Source organism: Pseudidiomarina sp. CB1 (genome assembly GCF_024752025.1).
In the GTDB taxonomy this organism is placed as follows: Bacteria; Pseudomonadota; Gammaproteobacteria; order Enterobacterales; family Alteromonadaceae; genus Pseudidiomarina.
Genome location: NZ_JANTPU010000001.1, coordinates 1,240,346 through 1,261,239, shown reverse-complemented (window position 1 = coordinate 1,261,239; position 20,894 = coordinate 1,240,346). Strand labels below are relative to the sequence as shown.

Sequence of the window (20,894 nt, the reverse complement as noted above, 5' to 3'; positions counted from 1 at the left end):
TAAGAACGCAATGACACAAAGCAATCTAAAAATAACTATAGCGCTAGTGGCTGCATTAACGCTTTGGGGCTGCGCACAGACGCCCGATCGCATTCCCATCGACCCAGATCGGATGGAAGTGAAAAACGGTGAACTCGTTAACAGTGATGATGTACAACCAGACAGTCAGCAAGGCTTGCGTGAAGGCGGCTTTTCACGGTTAACCAGTTTACAAGCGCAACGCTCGCAGTTAAGTAGCGACCAAGACCCAGCGCTGAAATTTAGTGCCAACGACACGCAACAAATGAGCGCCAATCAGTTGCCGATGCGCGCCTTTATTGAAGCGGTGTTTGGCAAAGCACTACAAACCAATTACATCATTGCGAGCCAAGACGAACTGAACCAAACCGTCACACTTAACGTGAGCGAAGCGGTGAGTTCTCGTGAGCTGTTTCGTTTGTCGCGCCAACTGCTGAACGACAATGGCCTTGAAGTCGCCTATCGCGATGCAACGTTTTATATCTTTCCCGTAAAAGCTAACCAACGGGGCAATGTTGCCATTGGCTTGGGGCGTCGCATCCAAGATGTACCGGATACGGCACAACGCATCTTGCAGGTGATTCCACTCAAGTACGGGCTTAAACCGACCCTCGAACGCACCTTGCGTGGCTTAACCGATGTACGACTTACGGCCGAGATGGGGCAGAATGCCTTTTTTGCGGAAGGGCAGCGCCAAGAGATCTTGCGTTTACTCGATCTGATTCAATTATTGGATGTGCCTTCGACCCGCGGTCGTTACATCGCCATGGTCGAACTGACCTTTATTAGTCCGCAAGATTACATTGAGCAACTTGAAGAATTGATGGACGCGGAAGGTATCAGCGTAGGTGACCAACCCGTGGGCGGGGTCGCCTTATTGGTGATCCCAGTCAATCAGCTGGGTGCGGTGGCGATGTTTGCTGCTGACGAAGAGATTCTTGATCGCGCGCAGTTCTGGACCGAAAAGCTTGACCAACCGAGCCGTGGTGCAGAGAAGAGCTACTATATTTATCATCCGCGTTACGCGCGTGCTTCTGACCTAGGCCAGTCCATCGCGTTATTGATTGGTGGTGGTAGTGGCGGTAACACCAGCCGCGACACTCAGTCAGCGCAACCGCAGTCAGGTTCGAATAACCAACGCACAGGCAGCGATTCATCGAATCGTGGTTTGTCGGCAGGTAATGAAGACATGCGGATGACCGTTGATGAGCGCTCGAATTCGATCATCTTTAATACCACGGGTGAAAACTATAAATCACTGTTGCCAGTGATTCGCCGCTTAGACGTGATGCCGAAACAAGTGGTGCTTGATGCCACCATTGCTGAAGTCACGCTTACTGATGAGTTTGCTCAAGGTTTTGAATTTGCGTTTCGCTCGGGCCAAATTACCGGGGGCACGTTGGGTGCCTTGGGCGTCGGCGACATGGGCGGCTTTTTCGTCAACTGGTCCGACGGTGTTTCGTCAGTACGTGCGCGTTTGCAACAGAGCTCAAGCTTGATCAATGTGATTTCGAATCCAACGATTGTGGTACGTGATGGCGTGGCGGCGACGATTAATGTGGGTAACGATATCCCAACGATTGGTTCGACGACCACCAACCCTAATTTCGAAAGCCAAACGCAAGAAGTGGTGTATCGTAAAACCGGTGTGCAGATGACCGTTACACCAACCATTAATGCGCAGGGCTTAGTGGTATTGCAGATTGACCAAACGATTTCGAATACTTCGGCAGGCGGGCCATCAGTGGCGGGTAGCCCAAGTATCTTCGAACGTGCCATCCAAACTGAAGTGATTGCACAAAGCGGACAAACCATTTTGTTGGGGGGATTAATCTCAGAAAGTAAACAAAATGGCAACAGTGGCGTACCTGGGTTGTCAGATATCCCACTATTAGGTAATCTGTTCAAAGGTAAGGATAGCAATAGCGAAAAAACCGAGCTGGTTATCTTTATCACACCGCGAATTATTGACTCTGTAGATCAGTGGGCAGAAATTCGACAAACAATAGCAGAGGGCTTGACAACGATTGATCTTAACGACTAATCTTGCGAGTAACTTTGCAGAAATGTTGCTTCCGATACTATTCAAGTTAATAAAAACACGGTAAAGTAACTTGCAGAGAACATTTAACGGGGGAAGGGCGCGCATTAAGTGCGCTTAACCTACAACAGATTTGGGCTACGGCTAACTCAATAAGAAAATTTGTTAACGTGGCTCAAAATTATCGGAGCGGTCTCTAATCAAGGCCAATTTGATAAACAACAGAGGAGTTGGCGGTTGCCAAGGACTCTTATTTCATGAAATTGGAGAACATCATGACAAACATGTTTAAGAAATCGCTGGTTGCCTTAGCTCTTGCTGGCGCTAGCACTGGCGCGATGGCTGCAGACATCAGCGCTACTACAACTACAGTATCGAATCAGTATTTAGAAGTTACTGAAACCGTTACTTCTAACGCTATCAGCGTTACTCTTGCTGATGAATACGCAACTGACGACTTTTTGATTTTAAAGTTTGACGGCGACAACGTTGTTGACACTTCATCACTAAATCAACAGTTCCAAGTGGCAGCTTCTGGTGTGGCTGGCGGCATTAAAGGCATGACTATTGATTACGTCACCGCTGGTTATCATGCTGCTGGGGACTTCACTTGGGTGAAATTCCGTATTACCGAGTTGGATGCGTCTGCAGGTGAAACTACTACTGTTGGTGCCGTAGTTGATTTCGGTACAGTCACCGTTGCTTCAGCTGATTTGGTTGGTCGTACCGCTTTTAATGTTGAGTACACTGCACGTTTGAGCTATGACAACTACGATCCTGCTGTCACAACTTTTGATCCACTAGACACCAATGACGAAGCTCCATTGTTCGAAATGGACGATCAGTTCGCTTGGGCTACTGGTGCGACTGTTGAATTTGACGGAACGATTGATGTAATCGACTCATATCGTAAGTTGTTTGACGTTGACGCTACCACCACTAATACTGGCGGTAATGCTAACGATACTGATGAAGCTACTTTCCAAGTAGACGACACTGCCGCCAACTTTACTTACGCTGTTGAAGTTGTATCAACTGACTACACTGTAAGTGGCGATAATATGTTTGGTTGGGTTGAAGATACTGACGCAAACACAGCTGGTATCCAAGCTGGTACTCAATTAGCGGCATCTTTCGGTACTGCATGTACTTTCACTGCAGTTGACGCTGACGAAGTAACCTTTAACTGTGTTGATCCACTATCTGCAGCTGTTACTTTGACAGCCGTATTAAACAACAACGAAATCGTTCAATACGGTAACTTTGAAGTTTCTGCTACCGTGAACTACACGCAAGCGGCTGATGCTAGTAATGATGCACTTGCAGCACCTGATAACTCAAGCTCTTATGATCTGAGTGCAATGGCTTTGGGTTCTTGGGGTGTAAATGGTTCAATCACTCATATCCCTTACATGCCTTACTCTGCGCAGACAGAAAGCGCACAAGCAGGCTTGGCGATTGACCAAATCATCTACGTAACCAACGATACTACTCGTGATTATGCAGGTGTTGAGCCAGCAATCTACGTTGACGTTCTTGACGAAGATGGTTCAACTTACACCCTGACTAACGCTGACTTGGGCGGTATCAAAGCTGGTAAAGGTATCACCAAGATCACTGGTCAAGTACGTGAAGCATTGTTCCAAGCTGGTAAACTGAACAGCGGTAAGAAACTTTCGTTGACTGTAGTGGTTGAAGAAAACCCTGCAAACATCGAAGTTTACTCAGCGTATAACGTTGGCGGTTCAGACCGTGGTTGGGTACAAAACGACTCACAACGCGTTTACCAACCTTAATTATTAGGCTTAGCCTATAACGCTTAGTAAACAAAGCGTATTAAGAATCGAGCGCTCCCAATAAGGGGGCGCTTTTTTTTTGCGCATCTGTAAATTTAATTTCTCTGTTGTTATCTTGTTAAAGTACATATCGAGTGCTAAAGTCTTTACGTTGTTAAATAAAAACTATCCTTTACGGAGTTGACGATGAAGAATGTATTTAAGAAATCGTTACTAGCAGTGGCGATTGCGGGTATACACGGCACTGCAATTGCAGCGGACGCAACAGCACCTGCGAGTCCTACTGCAGTAACTTATGAATATCTGGAAGTAAATACGGGCTCTGCGATTACGTCGCAGAGCATTGGTATTACCTTGCAAGATGAATACGCCGCAGATGACTTTATTATGTTGTCATTTCCGGGAAGTGACGTGATTGATGCTACGAGTCTTCCTAGTATCGTTACCGTTTCTGGTTCGACAACATACGATACAACTTGTAATGATGCGCTCGCGAATACAACAGCAACGCCAACAGCTGGTGGAAGTCTTTATGCCGTTTACAATGGCGCAAATCCCGACGCCTCTAAGTGTGAAATTTATGACGAGGCTGGCACTCCAGGAGATACACAAGACGATACCATAGTGGATACAGGCTATCCTGATGTGCTCTCCGAGCAGAAAGGCATGACCATTGACTTTATTACAACTGGTTACGATGCGTCTGGAGACTTTACTTGGGCGAAATATCGTATTACAGAATTAACTGGTAGTAGTAGTGCATCAACTGTAGGTACCGTGATTGATTTCGGTGCTGCAGATTTTGATGCCGATTTGCTTGCTGACTACGAAGAATACAGTTTCTCGACCTTCTCACGTACGCGCTACGATAACTATCCAGACGCTGAAGGTTCAACACCTGATCCGTTGGACGAAAGCGAAGACAATTCAGCAGTGCTATTCAGCATGTCGAATCAGTTTGCACTCACCACAGGTGAAACGTTCGACCAAGTGATCGATGTGACCACCGAAGACGAAGCTGACTTCCGTCGCGTTTTCGTAACAGGTGTAAGTGATGAAGCACGGATGGCGTTGACTAACGATACGTCAGGTCTTTCGGCGACATTACGTGGAACTGAATTTGTCGTGAGCGGCGACAACATGTTTGGTTGGGTTGAAGATGATGACGATACCACTGCGGGTATTCAACTGGCAGGCGGCTCGACTGAAATCACTTTCAACACTGGCGCGTGTTCTGTTGCCGATTTGACGGTAGATGAGCTGACCATTCAGTGCGACGAAACGTTCACTGCGGGTTCACTGTGGGTTTACTTGCAGCCGGATGCAGTTGCGAAGAACATTCTCAACGATGGCCCTTTCACCTTAACGGGTGAAGTTGAGTACGCAGCATCATTAGGTGCTACCGAGACCTTTACATCAAGCTTCGATGACCTCGACTTCGGTGCGTGGACCATTAATGGTTCTGAGACGGTTATTCCTTACATGCCTTATTCAGCGCAAACAATGAGTAATCAGTCTGGTTTGCCGATCGATCAAATCATCTACGTGACCAACTCTTCATCACGCAGTTACGACGCTGGCTCAGAGCCACGTGTTTATGTGACTGTAATGGCGGAAGACGGTACCTCAACTGAATTGACCAACTCTGATCTTGGTGGTGTCCGGATTAATCATGGTATCACTAAGTTGACTGGCCAGATTCGCGAAGCGATGTTCCAGAAAGGGCTGTTGACCTCGAGTCAGAAGTTTAGTCTGGAAATCACAGTAGAAGAAGCAGGTAGTAATATCGAAGTCTACTCTGCCTATAATGTTGGTGGCGATGACCGCGGTTGGGTGCAAAACGACTCACACCGTGTTTATCAAAACAACATTAACTAATAAAACAAAAAGTACGGAAGTTCTCCAAACTGCAGTAACGCTCCCTTCGGGGAGCGTTTTTTTATGTACGTAGCCCGCAGTTCTACTGCGGGGTGATCGTGAATCCAACGTCCATCTCAGAAACGTCAGATTAAACCCGTGGTAGAGCCACGGGCTACAATCACCGCATAATTTTCGGGTTTGACCCGTGGTAGAACCACGGGGTACCAGTATTAACAAAATATAAACGTAGATGTATGTTATATGAACCTTGTCAACCCATTGTTATCAATGTGATTGTTTTTTAGACTAGGCAAGTGAAGGTGCTTATCTAACAACAATAAATAGAGTCATTACTTACGTTCGACACAGTAAGCGGCTCGCAAGGAATTCTGATGAAAAAACTAACCTTACTCTCAGCTGCGATGGCTGCACTATTCGTGCATGGAACCGCAACGGCATTACCCGTAAGTCGAATTTCAACTGATGATGTGCTTGTTTCGCATGCGTTTTTGTCGTTTGTTGAAACGTTTGACGCGCGCGATATCACCGTTACGTTGCGTGATGAATACGCTGAAGGCGATTTCGTTATTTTGCTGTTTCCGGGCGAGAGCATTGTCGATACCAGTCCTTTAGAGCCAAGTGCATTAAGCACGGCAGGCGGTGGCTTGAAAGGCGTAACGCTCGATTACGTGACCGCTGGTTATGACGCTGAAAATGATCAAACGTGGGCGAAATATCGCGTCACCGAACTTACTGGTGGCAGCGGTGACACCACCGTTGGGGTCTCACTTAATCTAGGCAACGTAACGATCAATGCTCCTGAGTTGGAAGGCCTAGATAGCCTATCGGTAGAGACGATTTCGCGTACAAGCTACGACAATTACCCAGATGCCGAAGGTGACACTCCAGATCCACTAGACATATCTGACGAAAATTCCGTGAGCTTGGTGTCGATCGCGGTTCAATATCACTATTACAGTGAAATGTTGAACAACAGTACGTGGGGTTTTGATCGTACCGTTGATGTTATCAATGACTACCGTGTAGCATTTACTGCAGGCACAAGCGACACTATCATTTGGGATATCGATGAAAATAGAGACGTTAGCTGGTTCGATGGCTGGGCCGCTCCTTACGAACGTCGTGTGACCTATTCGGGTGCGAATATGTTCAGTTGGATTGTTGATGAATCGCCGAATGACCCCAATTCATTTGATTTTAGTAGTCAAGCAAGCGCTACGGGTACTGGATGTAAAGTTGAGTTAGTGTCTCAGAGCGAGCTGGTATCTGTGTGTGAAACAACGGCGCTCGGACATTATAGAAGCGACCTTACGTTGACACCGAATGGCACCGCGATCATTCCAAGTGGTACGTTCAAAGCGCAAGGTCGCATTCTTACCAATGGTGTCTCAAGTTCGACGAGCATACCGTATACACTGCGCAGTGGTGATCAACCGGATTACATCGTAGAGTTAGCAGAGCTTGACTACGGCGAGTGGGATATTAACGGTTCTGAAACCCACATTCCGTACATGCCTTATGCAGCGCAAGCTTCAGCTGAAGCTGGCAGCACCGGTATTGACCAGATTCTGTATGTGACCAATAAGAGTCAGAAAGACTACAGCGACTTTGAGCCACCGATTTATATCGACGTGATCACTGAGTCGGGTGAGCGTCAGCACTTTAGTAGTGATGATCTTGGTGGTCTGACAGCTGGTAAAGGCATCATCAAGCTTGCTGGTGCGTTGCGTGAAGCGATGTTTGCACGTGGCTTGCTGGATGCGTCGCAGAAGGTTTCGATTACTGTGACCGTGCCTGAGAATCCTGCCAGTATTGAGGTGTATTCGGCTTACAACGTTGGTGGTTCTGACCGCGGCTGGGTGCAGAACGATTCGCAACGTGTGTATGACGGCAACGGGCCAAGCTAACATCGTAGCCCGCAGTTTTACTGCGGGGTAACTACAACCACCGCACAATGTTCGGGTTGGACCCGTAGTAGAACTACGGGCTACCGACGTCGGAAACATGTAGCCCGCAGTTCTACTGCGGGTTATTTTATTTTTTGGCGATGGTTAAAACGTTGTGTTGGACCCGTAGTAGAACTACGGGGTACTCATACGAGGTTGTGAGACATTTGCGACATAAAAGTGCGATAATTCTTTACAAATCATATTCCTAAGGTAATTTAGAAAGCGCGGTAAAAGGAATTAGGACACCAGCGCATTTCGTACCGCAGGCTTTTGAAAGCTGTTGCGCTGTATGGCAAAAAACAAGGAATATGGATATGTGTAAAAGTAATTTCGCAGCCGTTGCGCTTGGCGCCGCGGCTTTTTTCTCGTCTATGGCACTGAGTGCTGACTTACAACAAACGCAAACCGTACGAACCTCTCCCGAATACCTCTCGCTGACCGATAGCTTTAATTCTTCATCGATTCACATGGAACTCCGCGACAATTATGCCCGCGGTGACTTCATTATTCTGCAGTTTCCGGGCGACGGTGTGGTGGACACTTCGAGCCTGCCTGCCCAGCTTTTTATTGAGAGTCAGAAAGAATACAACCTGCCGACCACCAACTTTGTCTTTAATGTCGGTGATGACCGCGACCACCCATGCCACACGGCGGTGGCTGCGAATCCGCAGTACACGCACTGGCATTATGAGTCGCAAACGACCTACCCGTATTTGACCATCGACGAGCTTTGTCGTGGTTACATTAGTGAGACCGAGCATTTTCTACGGGTCTGGGCCGCGCCTGATCTGCTGCGTGCTTACAAAGGGCTGACCTTGGACAACATTGGTAGCGGCTATCTTGCTGCCGAAGATCTGACGTGGGTCAAGTTCCGCATCACCGATTTCAATGGTCCGAGCGAACTGACCACCGTGGGAGCGCCCATCGATTTTGGTGCGGTGTCGCTGCATGCCGCTAAGCTAGTGGCGCTTAATGCGTCAAGCTACCCCGTGATGACGGTGTCGCGCACCAACTACGATGGTTATCCGGATGTGCCTGGCCATGTGCCTGATGAGCTTGATCTGCACAGCGCAGACAGCGCCACGTTGGTTACCCTACAGCCGCAATGGCAAATGAAGGTCGGGACAGAGGTGTTTGATCGCACGGTCGCGGTGCAGGAGCCTTACCGCCGGCTGTTTGTGGTCGGTGCTAGCGATAGTGACGCCGATACGGATAGCGCTGCGTTTCAGTTGCAATCCGCTGCGTTAGACCTTGCAGCTGTACCGCAATACGTGACGTACACGTTGTCGGGCACTGAGCGGTTTTCTTGGTTGGGCTTAGGGGCAGGGGAGCTGCAACCGGACGACTTGAGTCCGCACGTAGCGTTGCCGAGTTCGAGCTGCGTATGGCTAGAGGTGACCGCCGACGCGTTGCAGTGGCGTTGTAATGCGCAGCTTGCCGACGGCAGTGACTTATTGGCATCGCAGCTGTTGAGCTTGCGCTTGAACGGTGAGTTAGTGGTTACTCACGGGGATTTTACGCTGACTGCGGTGGTTGGGTTTGGAGAGGAGCACACCGTTGACCTTGACCCGCTTGCGCTTGGTGCGTGGGGTTTGAATGGCACGGCATTTACGGTGGCTGCACTGCCGTATGCGGTGCAACAGGTGTCGGCGCAGTCTGGGGTTGGGGTGGATCAGATTCTGTACCTGACCAACCGCAAGGTGTTTGCTGCGGGTGATGAAATTCCCAAGGTTTACATAGAGGTGACGGATGCTGATGGCGTGCGCCATGAGTTAGCTGAGGCGTTAGTGGGTGACTTACGTGCGCCGACCGGCGTCACCAAGCTCGCCGGCGTGGTGCGCGAGGCGCTGTTCGCCAAGGGCTTGCTGCATACCAGCCAACGCATCGCACTGACCGTGGTGGTCGCGCAAGAACCCGACCTGTTAGCGCTGCACTCCGCCTACACCATCGGCAACGACCGCAACTGGATGCCGAATGATTCGCAGCGCGTTGGTAGCCCGTAGTTCTACTACGGGGTAATTACCACCACCGCGTCACATGGTAGCCCGCAGTTCTACTGCGGGGGATGCCCAATTCATCGATCATGACGGAAACGTCAGGTTAAACCCGTGGTAGAACCACGGGCTACGCACAGTGTTCGGATTCCCCCGTGGTAGAACCACGGGCTACGCACAATGTTCGGGTTGGACCCGTGGTAGAACCACGGGCTACGCACAATGTTCGGATTCCCCCGTGGTAGAACCACGGGCGGCCCCAGTGTATGCTAAGGGCTTTGCGGTGACTTCAGGGTTGGGTATGACGCGAGCGGTGCTGGCAAACGCTTCTTGGATGATGATTGAACGCGTAGTTACCATGGCGGTGAATTTGGTCGTGACGCTATGGTTGGCGCATGCGCTTGGGCCAGAAGTGTTTGGCCAGTTGGCCTATGTGCTCGCTGCGGTCACGTTGGTGCTGCCCCTTGCCGCTCTTGGCGTTAACGACGTCGTGACTCGCGAGCTGGTAGAGGGGCATCACGCGCGCAAGCAAGTGATGGCCACCACCCTTGGCATGCGTCTCATCGGCGCCATACTCGGCCTCGGCTTATTACTAGCCTGGGTGCTGCTCGCCGATGACCTTGCACTCGACGCCCGCATGGCGCTTGCCGTACTGGCGCTAGCGAGCGTCACCCAAGCCGTGCAGGTGGTGCGCTTTTTCTTTCAAGCGCAACTTGCCCACAAGCCGATCAGTTTGGTACGTAGTGGCGTTGTGCTCGTTAGCGGCATCGGCAAAATCCTCGTCGCCTGGTGGACGCAAGACTTATTTTGGATAGCCGCGGTGTTTGCCGCCGACTATGTGTTCACCGACGGCGGCTTGTTGTTGCTTTATCGACAAGCCACGCGCAGTTGGCTGAGCTTGCGGGATTTTTCCTTCGATTACGCGCGGCAACTTTTTCGGCAAACCGGTTGGTTGTTGCTGTCCGGCGTCGCCGCAGCAATCTACCTGAAAATCGATCAGATCATGCTCGGTCACATGACCAGCGATGACGTCTTGGGCAATTATGCTTTAGCCGCGCGACTTTCCGAAGCGTGGTACTTTTTGGCGGTCGCCATTGTCAGCTCCTATTTTACTGTGCTTATGAAGCACCGCGAGGAACGCCCTCAGTGGTTCGCAGCGCGCGTACAACAGTTAGTGGACGCCATGTTGCTGCTTTCGCTAAGTATCGCCGTAGTGGTGTCGTTTGCGTCGCCTGTGGTGGTGCCTTGGCTCTTCGGTGCGGAGTATCAAGCGAGCGCCGCAATTCTGGCGGTGCATATCTGGGCCGGTGTGTTTGTGTTTATGCGCGCGGTGGCGAGTAAATGGCTGTTGGCCAAGCGGTACATGCCGTTTTCGTTGGTGACGCACGGTTTGGGCGCGGTGTTTAACGTGGCGGCCAACCTGTGGCTGATCCCGCGCTACGGCGGCATGGGCGCTGCACTTGCGACCGTGCTGGCGTACGCCATGGCAGGCTACTTTAGCTTCTGGTGCAGCGCCAAAACCCGCCCCATGGCCCGGCAAATGACCCACGCCTTGCTGCTCCCGCTAACCCTCGGCTACCGCTATTGGCGCCGGTAACAACCACCACCGCGTCACATGGTAGCCCGCAGTTCTACTGCGGGGGATGCCGAATTCATCGACCATAGCGAAAACGTCGGGTTGACCCCGTGGTAGAACCACGGGCTACCCCATGTCGTAGCCCGCAGTTCTACTGCGGGGGATGTCGAATTCATTGACCATAGCGAAAACGTCGGGTTGACCCCGTGGTAGAACCACGGGCTACCAATGACATGGATTTGCTTGTTTTATAGACAACAACTACAATAGGTGTCGATTTTGACAATTCGCATCGCTAATGGAGAAGCAACGCATGTCACGCAATTATGATGATAAAAAAACTAACTACACCTACGATCTTCCGCGAATGGAAGCTGCTGTTGAAGGTCGCGACAGTGAAGAGGTTGTTGAACTCAAAGGCGCAATGACGCCAGAAGAAGTTCAACGCCAAATGGAGCAGGTTTACTATCAGATGCAAACACTTGAGGGATAGTAAATAAAGGAATCGTGTCATGGAACGACAACTGACGGTAAGCTACCACTTCTTGAAAATTTATATGAATGCGAGCGAACAGCCGCCGCATTGCTATCCATCTGAACTCTCCGATAAGCAAAAGTTTAATCATTTCATTGCTAATTATCTAGCTCACGGATTCGGTGATACAGACCTTTTCCCGGGCCGAATGAAAGAATCTACTGACGTTGATAAAAACGACCCCAAATTCATAGCAAAAGTACAATACGCGAGAAAGCATCACCTTTGGCACTATCACATCGGAATTCCATGTTATGAAGCTACAGAAGAATGTTCACGGGGGGATTGGTTGTCTGCTTATCTGCTCAACTTCCAAAAGTTTTCTGAATCCAAGATCAAATTAGTCGATTTCAATAGTCACCCGCCATTCACTTTCCCAAGCGAGACTGAGTTAGATGGTGATGAGGAATTAGTCCCCAGGGAAAAGCCACACCTGCGTGTGGTGAAGTAGCCCGTAGTTCTACTACGGGGTAACTACCACCACCGCACAATGTTCGAGCGTGACCCGTGGTAGAACCACGGGCTACAATCACCGCGCAATGTTCGGGTTGGACCCGTGGTAGAACCACGGGCTACAGGTGTGCGTCGATGTTCGGGTCGGACCCGTGGTAAAACCACGGGGTACCCATGTGCGGACCAACGCCAACAACACGGACTAATGCATTCACCGAAGGTTGCTGATAAACTTGTCGGCATTGGACAACTGTTTGACGCATAAAGAGATAGAAACGCGACTATGGGACTTCGCTCACTCGCTCGCAGATATTTACCGTCGGAATTAAAGGCGTCGTTGCGGGCGTGGCCTGCGCGTGTGAGTCGTTGGGTGTTGCCATTGTTTGCGCGTTGGCGCTGGAGCAGCTCGCTGTATTACGGACTTTTCAGTCGCGCCTTCACCCGCGAACATTTTGGCGTAATACAAGGCCGCCGTGCCTATTGGCGCTCGCTCAACCAAGACCAACAGAGCTATGCGTTGCTTCGCCGTAACACTCATCGTCTGGAAAAAGGCCTGATCATGCGCCCGCGGCGCGCGGTGTTTGCCGAAGCCTATATTGAAGAAACCGTGCAGATGTTCCTACGCGCACAGCAAAGCAAGGTTATTGCCGCAGCGGAATTAAACTGGGCGCACGATGTACTGCATGAATACTTTACCGTAGTGCAAGACACCCCAGTGATTACCAAAGCGCGTGAGCTATGGACAACTCGTACAACCGCCGATGCAACAAACTCGGGAGCGGTGCCGTATCGTCGCGCAGACGCTCCGGCGTTATCGGTTAACGCCGATGACCTTGAACAGTTATTTCGGCGGCGGCGTTCAGTACGTTGGTATTTGCCCGAAGCGGTACCAGAACAGTTGCTGACTCGCGCAGTGAACATGGCGACGCTAGCGCCTTCGGCTTGCAATCGCCAACCCTATTCGTTTTATGTGATTAACGATGCCGCGCGTGCGGCGAAGGTGGCCAGCTTTGCCGGCGGTACAGTCGGTTTTGCGCAGCAGATCCCAGCATTGATTGTGGTGGTAGGTGATTTAAGTGCCTATCCACTTGAACGCGACCGCCATTGCATATACATTGACGGCGCATTGGCTGCGATGCAATTGATGCTCGCTACCGAAACCTTGGGCCTTGCAACCTGTCCAATTAACTGGCCCGACATCGAGCAGCGCGAACGCGCCATGCAGCGAGAATTGCAGCTCGAACCCTACCAGCGCCCCATAATGCTAATGGCGGTGGGTTACGCCGACCCCGAGGGCGGCGTGGCGTATTCAGCGAAGAAGGATGACCGCGTTTTGATGCGGCAATAACGATGGATTTTGGTGCACAGGAAGTTAAATGAAATACCGTTCTGAAGTTGATGGCTTAAGAGCATTTGCCGTTCTCCCCGTAATTTTATTCCATGCTGGCTTCGAGCTATTCAGTGGTGGTTATGTTGGCGTCGATATTTTTTTCGTGATCAGTGGGTATTTGATTACGTCCATTCTTCTTAAAGAGTTAGCTCAAGATAAGTTTAGTATTATCCATTTTTATGAGCGCCGTGCTCGTCGGATCTTACCAGCGTTATTTGCTGTCATGCTGGCGTGTATTCCGTTTGCTTGGGCGTGGCTTGACCCCTTTGCATTGAAAGAGTTTTTTCAAAGTCTCGTTTCTACTGCCCTGTTTTCGTCAAATATCTATTTCTTTTTAAAAACCGGCTACTTTGACGTTGCTGCAGAAATGAAGCCGCTCCTGCATACGTGGAGCCTGGCCGTAGAAGAGCAGTATTACGTCATTATTCCGATTGCCATGTTATTGCTTTGGCGTTTGAGTTTACGTTCAATGGCGATAACCTTTTGGCTCATTTTCATCGTAAGTTTATTAGCCGCGCAGTATTTTTCGAGCGTTAACCCTAGCTTCAATTTTTATCTACTGCCGACTCGAGCCTGGGAATTGATGATGGGCTCACTCGTTGCAGTTCACGCCGATAAATTGAAAATTGGCGAAGCATCAAAAACCAAACAGTTGTTCAGTGTTATTGGAATGGGACTTATTTTGCTCGCGATTTTCGCGTTCGATGACAGGACACCGTTTCCTAGTTTTTATGCGTTAGTGCCGACACTAGGCACCGTATTGGTTTTATGCTCTTCCGCACCATCAAATTGGGTCAACAAGTTTTTGAGCTGGAAAGGTTTTGTCGGCGTAGGTCTGATTTCATACAGTGCTTACTTATGGCATCAACCATTGCTGGCCTTCTATCGCGCGAAGACATTTGAAGAACCTAGTCTCTTAGTTGGTGCTCTTGTCGTTATTTCAACGCTTATGCTTGCGACCATAACCTATTACGTGATTGAGCAACCCTTCCGTAACAATAAAAGTCGAACTTGGACTCGTCGAAACGTATTTGTGTTCTCATTTGTTGGGATTGTTGCGTTTTCGACAAGTGGTATTTACGGACATATGAAGCAAGGTTTTCCAGAGCGAAATGAAGAATTTCTTAGATTAGCTCAAAATTATGGGTTAAGTAACGCTTGCTCTGGAGCAAGTTTTGATGACCCACGTTGCAAGTCAAGTGCTGATCCCAAGTATATTTTATGGGGAGACTCCCATGCGATGCACCTTGGTAAGGCAGTCGCTGAGGTTGTGGGTGATGCCGGAGTCTGGCAAATGACATTGTCCGCATGCCCGCCAGTAGTGGGAATTAAAGAAGCACCTCGGAAAGAATTGATAACGTGTCCAGATTATAATGATTTGGTTTTTGAGAAGTTACAAAGCTTGGAAAGCACGAATCAGCGAGCCGTACTGGTGTCGTCGTCAAAGAGTATTTCAATCTATCGCTGGAAGAGTAAAGTAAAAGCGACGTTTGATAAGTTAAAGTCATTGAATTACGACATATATCTTGTCTCGTCCACACCTCACTTTCCTGGAGTTGAGGGCTGTATAGTTAAGTCTCTAAGTGAAGGTAATGGATTTAGTGACTGCCAATATAAACTTAGCGAAACAACAAACTACGAATTACTTCAACGCGAGAAGAAGTTGGCGAAAGAATTAGATATTCATTACGTTGACCTCGTCCCACTATTTTGCAATCAGGGGGGAGACTGTAAAATAACGAATGGAAACGCGCTGTTGCTTCGTGATGAAAATCATTTTTCGCTTGAAGCTCAGCCCCTTGTTGGGGAAAAAATCCGTTCAGCACTAAATTTGTAGTTTAACTAACGAGTTAGCTGGTTTATCTTTTGTTCAACTTGTTTCCACATCTTCCGTGTGAGTTCTTTTTGCTTGATTGACTGAGTTTCAAGATGATTACGGATCTGAGTCATCTTCTCACTATCTTTCAGTAGAGATATCACACGGGACGCCTCATCAGCTGTCTTGTTTAGGTCAATCAAGTAACTTTCATGTTCATAATCAGCGAGTAGCGCCTGATATTTGTGACTCCAACTTGTAGCAAAGGAAGGTATTCCTTGGCTGAGAGCGTTGACGAGTCCGTGGAATCGACTAGAAATGACAAGGTGTGATTGACCAATGACCCATTTACACTCTTTTGCTGTGTTAGGTGTCACAATCGGAATATCAAGTCCATCTAGTCCGTGTAACAGCTGTTTTGCTAGCGTTGTGTCTTCAGCTTTCTCATGCACGAGAATAAAGGGCTCGAAGCCTTCGTTATGTGTTTTTTCCAAAACTTCACGACAAAAATTCAGGTATTGCGTAGACACCAGGGCATTGCGAAGCATTTTTAGGTTTGGGATCAAACATACCGATTTGAGAGAAGGTTGGAAGTCAGAGTAGGGCGTGGGCTTAACTAAGTTGGTAAAATCCGGAGACTGTTTAACTTCCGCTTGTGTAACTCCTAAATCAGAGAGGTACTTTAATGAAGCCTCATCTCGCGCAAAGAGTAAATCAGCATTATTGTAGATAGGCAGAAATGCTGTTTTGACAGCTTTTTTTTCAAACGGGCCGAATGCTTGTGGTAAAAGAATCAGAGGAATCCTTGTTGATTTTAACCTATTGATTTCTAAAGCTAACTTGTTTTTTATAATGCCCGGTGCCCAAGGATCGCCATAACCGTATCCGCTGGCATCAAGGACAATATTAACTTCCGAGCTTTTTACAATGCTTAGTTTGTGTAAAATAAACTTTGGGAAAATATTCAGAAACTGCAAAGTGTTGTACCCTTTCCTCAAATAACGTGCTTTGAGCATCAACTCAAAGTGTTTGAGTTGTCGGCGAGAGACAGGTGGCTCTACTACAAAGCGAACATCTGGATAAACAACTTTAAAATGGTCAATAACGGCTGAAAGCATGAGCTCGGCGCCCTTATTGTTGAATCCAATTCCCTTGATTTCAATGGTGAGCATATGGTTCGGTGTTGAGAAATAATAGGGTATAATACCGCGCTTTCACGGAATCTCAATTCAAACACGCACTGATTGGCGAAGGAAGTTTTGTGAGTAAACAGTTTAGTAAAGTGTCCGTTATTGGTTTGGGCTACATTGGCCTCCCCACAGCTGCAATTTTTGCGCGTGAAGGAACCGAGGTGATCGGAGTCGACATCAATCAAGCTGCCGTAGACACCATAAATAAAGGCGAAATCCATATTGTCGAACCGGGGCTGAGGGAAGTTGTGCGACACACGGTTGCGGAACATAAATTGCGCGCCACTACCCAACCTGAGGCCGCTGACGCTTTTGTAATTGCAGTTCCGACTCCATTCACCGAAAATCGTGACGGTGATTTAAGCTATATTCGGGCAGCGGCAGAAGCAATTGCTCCAGTACTAAAGACTGGTAATTTAATCGTTCTTGAATCTACTTCGCCTGTTGGTACCACCGAAAAAATGGAACATTGGTTAGCAGCTGCGCGGCCTGATCTTAAATTTCCTAGCGAATATGGTGATAGTGCCGACGTATTGGTTGCGTATTGTCCCGAACGAGTTTTGCCTGGAAAAGTTATGGACGAGTTGGTCCAAAATGATCGTATTGTCGGAGGTTTGTCGAAGGCATCCAGCGAAGCTGCAGGCGACCTCTACTCGATTTTTCTTAAGGGAAACTGCTTAAAAACCAATGCTCGTACCGCTGAAATGGCCAAGTTGACCGAGAATAGTTTTCGGGATGTTAATATTGCTTTTGCAAATGAGTTGTCACTCGTATGCGATGAGCTAAACATAAATGTTTGGGAACTTATTCGATTGGCGAATAGACACCCACGCGTAAATATCCTGCAGCCAGGTCCAGGAGTTGGCGGGCATTGTATTGCAGTTGACCCTTGGTTCATTGTCAGTTCGGCTCCAAAGACTGCAAAGCTAATACGCACAGCACGAGAAGTAAATGATAGTAAACCGCTGTGGGTGCTAAATCGTGTACTTGAGACGTTGACTCGGGTCGCTGCGCAAAAACAAAAATCCATTTCGGAATTGACGGTCACCTGTATGGGCTTAGCGTTTAAACCTAATATTGATGACCTGCGGGAAAGTCCGGCTTTGGCGATTGCGAAGGAAATTGCTGCCAAACATAGTGGGACAACCTACGTTGTCGAGCCTCACATTAAGGCTGATGCAAACCCAGTTGAGGGCGCAAAGCTGGTTGAAATTGACTTCGGATTGAAGCATGCAGATGTTGCGGTTTTACTTGTTGATCATAATGAATTTAAAGCTATCAGCCGAGGTGAAATTGAACATTTAGCCTGGATCGATACGCGCGGACTTATGGATCATTAGGGACCTTGAATGTTATTTATTGTTAGTACTGCCGTAAAGGTCGGAAAAGGAGGAATAAGCTCAGCGCTTGTTGGGTTTACGCAGTCAAAAGTATTGCGAGATTATGGTTTCCGCGCAGTAAGTTCTCATAGTGAACGAGACAAGAAGCGCCGATTTTTATCAGCCTATCGAACTTTACGGAATGAAGTTACCGCAAAGGATACCGCTTGGTTGCACTGTGGCCCGTGGCTGTCACTTTTTCGGAAGTGGTTACTCGCGCGTGCGGTAAAGAGGGCTGGTGGTAAAGTTATCTATCACTTCCATAGCGCAAAAATGGAAGCGTATTTGCTCAGTCCCGTTGGTCGTTTTTTTATTCGAGCTATGTTGCGTAATGCTGACGGTATAGCGGTGTTGACGCCGTGGTGGCAACGTCTATTTGAACGTAAGTTAGGTGCGTTACCGTGCCCAATTGCAGTAATAGGAAACCCGTTAGGTGTAGAGCTAGAAGGCATTGCTCATCAGCCTGTTTCGATAAAGCCTCCAGAAGGTCAGATAACGCTACTTGCAATGGCGCGTCTGCTCGAAAAGAAAGGCGTTGCTGATGTTGTTCATGCACTCAAAGCACTCCCCAACAATTATGTTCTATTGGTTGCTGGTAGTGGTCCGCAAGAGGACGACTTAAAGCAACTTGTAAAAAAGTTGAAGCTTAACGAGCGCGTGTCGTTTCTAGGCTGGGTTGATTACGATAAAAAATTAGCCGTCATCGAGAAAGCCAATATATTTTGTCTTCCATCACGGTATGATTCGTTTGGTATGGGATTCATTGAAGCTATGGCTGCAGGTTTACCAGTTGTAGCGTTACGCCAAGGCGCAGTTCCCGATGTTGTTTTAGATGGCGAAACAGGTATTTTGGTCAACGATGCGTCACCATCGACGTTAGCTAAAGCTATTGAGCTGGCATATGCGAACCGAGTGGAATTAGCGAAAAACGGTAAGCAACATGTTCTAAGGAATTACTTAAGCGAAAAACTAGCTGAGTCTTTCATCCAATTTAACGAAAGCATTGTAAGACAGGCCAAATGACGAAAAAGAAATTATTAGTGGTGTTTGGGACGCGGCCCGAAGCCATAAAAATGGCGCCCCTTGTGAAGGTATTGCAGGCGAACCCGAATATTGAGTGTAAAGTTTGTGTTACAGCGCAACATCGCGAGATGTTAGATCAGGTATTGCAGCTATTCGCCATTAACCCAGATTTTGATCTGAACATTATGAAGCCAGGTCAAACTCTGCATGATGTTACGAGTTCTATTTTGATAGGTCTCAAACCTATACTTGAGCAGGTGAAGCCTGATTTCGTGTTGGTTCACGGAGATACCGCAACGACTTTTGCGACAGCTCTTGCGGCCTATTATGGTCAGCATAAAGTGGGACATATCGAAGCAGGGCTTCGTACTGGTAATATTTATTCGCCATGGCCAGAAGAAGCTAATCGCAAGCTAACTGGGGTATTGACCAATCTCCATTTTGCGCCGACCGCCTCTGCAGTTGAAGCGCTTGAGCATGAAGGTTATGACCGCGCCACTATTATTCAAACCGGTAATACCGTCATCGATGCTTTGCTTGACGTTGCGGATTTGCTAAAGGGTGATGACGAACTACGTGGCCGTCTCGATGATCAGTTCAGCTTTCTCGACAAGAGTAAGCGTTTAGTCTTAGTGACCGGGCATCGACGCGAGAGTTTTGGCGGAGGCTTCGAACGAATTTGTCGAGCCATCCGAAACATTGCAGATCGTTTTGAGGATGTCGAGTTTCTCTACCCCGTGCACTTAAATCCAAATGTGCAAAAACCTGTGCGTGAGTTATTGGCAAGCCATCCAAGAATTCATCTTATTGCGCCGCAAGATTATCTCCCTTTTGTGTATTTGATGCAGCGGAGCTATCTAATTTTAACGGATTCAGGTGGAATTCAAGAAGAAGCCCCTTCACTTGGCAAGCCGGTATTGGTAATGCGAGATACAACAGAAAGGCCTGATGCTGTTACTGCTGGGGTCGTCAAATTGGTTGGAACGCAGCAGGAAAATATAGAAATTGGCCTTAGTGAATTACTTACCGATCGTGACGAATATGCTCGCATGAGTGTAGCGCAGAACCCATACGGCGATGGTAAGGCTTGCTCGCGAATTGTTGATGCTCTTTTGGCTTACTTAAATGAGTCTAACGTATGAGCAATAATGAGGTAATGGTAGGCGGAATTGCAGTTCGGCCTTTCAAGTCTATTGATGAGGCAGTTGATTGTGTCATCAATGGCGGTGATATTTTACAAGGTTCGGCTATAGCAATTAACCCGGAAAAGGTGATGCTGGCCAAAACCGACGAAGAATTAAGGTCGGCTATTGATACATCGGTATTAAGGTATGCTGATGGTATTGGAGTGGTGAGAACGATACGTCGCAAAGGGTTCTCAAACGTACGTATACCTGGCTGTGATCTTTGGCAAGCATTGATGGTAAAAAGTGCTGAGCTAGAAATACCAGTGATGTTGATTGGAGCTAAGCCTGAAGTAAGCCAAAAGGTAGTATCGCGACTGAAAGAGCTTGGCGTATCGGTAGTGTATGCATGCGATGGTTACTCTTTCGACGAAAGCGAAGTTATTAATGCTCTTATTAACCATAAACCTAAAATTATAAGCATTGCTCTTGGCTCGCCGAAACAAGAGAGACTGATCTATCGTCTTCAGCAAGCCTATCCTGAAGCGTTTTATCAAGGGGTTGGAGGAACGTTCGACGTCTACGTAGGGGCTGTGAAAAGAGCGCCAACATGGGCGTGCGCCATGCATTTAGAATGGCTTTACCGTTTATGTTGCCAACCAAGTCGAATTTTAAGACAACGAAGTTTAATTAAATATTTGTTCGCTGATTTAAGCGGTAAACTATAAA

At 48.2% G+C, this 20,894-nt stretch carries 15 protein-coding genes; 14 read left to right on the top strand and 1 reads right to left on the bottom strand.

What is annotated here, in order from left to right:
- Window positions 1-10 precede the first annotated feature (10 nt).
- The 10 genes from NV375_RS06025 to NV375_RS05980 all read left to right on the top strand — a co-directional run bounded on the left by NV375_RS06025 (window position 11) and on the right by NV375_RS05980 (window position 15,470).
- Window positions 11-2,062 (top strand): secretin N-terminal domain-containing protein, encoded by a 2,052-nt coding sequence (locus NV375_RS06025; RefSeq protein WP_258807318.1) that lies wholly within the window; start codon window positions 11-13, stop codon window positions 2,060-2,062.
- A 272-nt stretch (window positions 2,063-2,334) separates the two neighbouring features.
- Entirely contained in the window at window positions 2,335-3,855 is a 1,521-nt protein-coding gene (locus NV375_RS06020) for a hypothetical protein (RefSeq protein ID WP_258807317.1), read from the top strand.
- Window positions 3,856-4,041: 186 nt separating this feature from the next.
- On the top strand, window positions 4,042-5,733 hold the full coding sequence (locus NV375_RS06015; RefSeq protein ID WP_258807316.1) for a hypothetical protein: 1,692 nt from the start codon (window positions 4,042-4,044) through the stop codon (window positions 5,731-5,733).
- A 374-nt stretch (window positions 5,734-6,107) separates the two neighbouring features.
- Window positions 6,108-7,643, top strand: a complete 1,536-nt coding sequence (locus NV375_RS06010) for a hypothetical protein (RefSeq protein ID WP_258807315.1) — start codon at window positions 6,108-6,110, stop codon at window positions 7,641-7,643.
- Between the two features lie 356 nt (window positions 7,644-7,999).
- Window positions 8,000-9,688, top strand: a complete 1,689-nt coding sequence (locus tag NV375_RS06005) for a hypothetical protein (protein WP_258807314.1) — start codon at window positions 8,000-8,002, stop codon at window positions 9,686-9,688.
- Between the two features lie 229 nt (window positions 9,689-9,917).
- Complete coding sequence (locus NV375_RS06000; RefSeq protein ID WP_258807313.1) at window positions 9,918-11,276, top strand: flippase; 1,359 nt, start codon at window positions 9,918-9,920, stop codon at window positions 11,274-11,276.
- Between the two features lie 292 nt (window positions 11,277-11,568).
- Window positions 11,569-11,748, top strand: coding sequence for a hypothetical protein (locus NV375_RS05995; RefSeq protein WP_126771354.1), 180 nt, complete (start codon window positions 11,569-11,571; stop codon window positions 11,746-11,748).
- Between the two features lie 19 nt (window positions 11,749-11,767).
- A complete protein-coding gene (locus tag NV375_RS05990) occupies window positions 11,768-12,241 on the top strand; it encodes a hypothetical protein (protein WP_126771353.1) in 474 nt (157 codons plus the stop codon).
- Between the two features lie 285 nt (window positions 12,242-12,526).
- Window positions 12,527-13,591, top strand: coding sequence for a nitroreductase family protein (locus tag NV375_RS05985; protein WP_126771352.1), 1,065 nt, complete (start codon window positions 12,527-12,529; stop codon window positions 13,589-13,591).
- A gap of 28 nt (window positions 13,592-13,619) precedes the next feature.
- Window positions 13,620-15,470: an acyltransferase family protein gene (locus tag NV375_RS05980; RefSeq protein WP_126771351.1), complete on the top strand. Its 1,851-nt coding sequence runs from the start codon at window positions 13,620-13,622 to the stop codon at window positions 15,468-15,470.
- Between the two features lie 5 nt (window positions 15,471-15,475).
- Here NV375_RS05980 and NV375_RS05975 read toward each other — a convergent pair whose 3' ends face one another.
- Window positions 15,476-16,621, bottom strand: a complete 1,146-nt coding sequence (locus tag NV375_RS05975; RefSeq protein WP_126771350.1) for a polysaccharide pyruvyl transferase family protein — start codon at window positions 16,619-16,621, stop codon at window positions 15,476-15,478.
- 89 nt (window positions 16,622-16,710) lie between these two features.
- Here NV375_RS05975 and wecC point away from each other — a divergent pair, with 89 nt between their 5' ends.
- The 4 genes from wecC to NV375_RS05955 are packed head-to-tail and all read left to right on the top strand — an operon-like array spanning window position 16,711 to window position 20,893.
- On the top strand, window positions 16,711-17,979 hold the full coding sequence (gene wecC, locus NV375_RS05970; protein WP_126771349.1) for a UDP-N-acetyl-D-mannosamine dehydrogenase: 1,269 nt from the start codon (window positions 16,711-16,713) through the stop codon (window positions 17,977-17,979).
- Between the two features lie 9 nt (window positions 17,980-17,988).
- Window positions 17,989-19,041, top strand: coding sequence for a glycosyltransferase family 4 protein (locus NV375_RS05965; protein WP_126771348.1), 1,053 nt, complete (start codon window positions 17,989-17,991; stop codon window positions 19,039-19,041).
- On the top strand, window positions 19,038-20,183 hold the full coding sequence (gene wecB, locus NV375_RS05960; protein ID WP_126771346.1) for a non-hydrolyzing UDP-N-acetylglucosamine 2-epimerase: 1,146 nt from the start codon (window positions 19,038-19,040) through the stop codon (window positions 20,181-20,183). Before NV375_RS05965 ends, wecB begins: the two co-directional genes overlap by 4 nt.
- Entirely contained in the window at window positions 20,180-20,893 is a 714-nt protein-coding gene (locus NV375_RS05955) for a WecB/TagA/CpsF family glycosyltransferase (protein WP_126771344.1), read from the top strand. The genes wecB and NV375_RS05955 overlap by 4 nt, the downstream gene beginning before the upstream one ends.
- Window position 20,894 lies beyond the last annotated feature (1 nt).

What these genes read in the sequence shown, in the direction of transcription:
- NV375_RS06025 (WP_258807318.1), top strand. Translation starts at nt 11, where the DNA reads ATGACACAAAGCAATCTAAAAATAACTATAGCGCTAGTGGCTGCATTA.
- NV375_RS06020 (WP_258807317.1), top strand. Translation starts at nt 2,335, where the DNA reads ATGACAAACATGTTTAAGAAATCGCTGGTTGCCTTAGCTCTTGCTGGC.
- NV375_RS06010 (WP_258807315.1), top strand. Translation starts at nt 6,108, where the DNA reads ATGAAAAAACTAACCTTACTCTCAGCTGCGATGGCTGCACTATTCGTG.
- NV375_RS05990 (WP_126771353.1), top strand. Translation starts at nt 11,768, where the DNA reads ATGGAACGACAACTGACGGTAAGCTACCACTTCTTGAAAATTTATATG.
- NV375_RS05975 (WP_126771350.1), bottom strand. Translation starts at nt 16,621, where the DNA reads ATGCTCACCATTGAAATCAAGGGAATTGGATTCAACAATAAGGGCGCC.
- NV375_RS05995 (WP_126771354.1), top strand. Translation starts at nt 11,569, where the DNA reads ATGTCACGCAATTATGATGATAAAAAAACTAACTACACCTACGATCTT.
- NV375_RS05965 (WP_126771348.1), top strand. Translation starts at nt 17,989, where the DNA reads ATGTTATTTATTGTTAGTACTGCCGTAAAGGTCGGAAAAGGAGGAATA.
- wecB (WP_126771346.1), top strand. Translation starts at nt 19,038, where the DNA reads ATGACGAAAAAGAAATTATTAGTGGTGTTTGGGACGCGGCCCGAAGCC.
- NV375_RS06015 (WP_258807316.1), top strand. Translation starts at nt 4,042, where the DNA reads ATGAAGAATGTATTTAAGAAATCGTTACTAGCAGTGGCGATTGCGGGT.
- NV375_RS06005 (WP_258807314.1), top strand. Translation starts at nt 8,000, where the DNA reads ATGTGTAAAAGTAATTTCGCAGCCGTTGCGCTTGGCGCCGCGGCTTTT.
- NV375_RS05985 (WP_126771352.1), top strand. Translation starts at nt 12,527, where the DNA reads ATGGGACTTCGCTCACTCGCTCGCAGATATTTACCGTCGGAATTAAAG.
- NV375_RS05980 (WP_126771351.1), top strand. Translation starts at nt 13,620, where the DNA reads ATGAAATACCGTTCTGAAGTTGATGGCTTAAGAGCATTTGCCGTTCTC.
- NV375_RS05955 (WP_126771344.1), top strand. Translation starts at nt 20,180, where the DNA reads ATGAGCAATAATGAGGTAATGGTAGGCGGAATTGCAGTTCGGCCTTTC.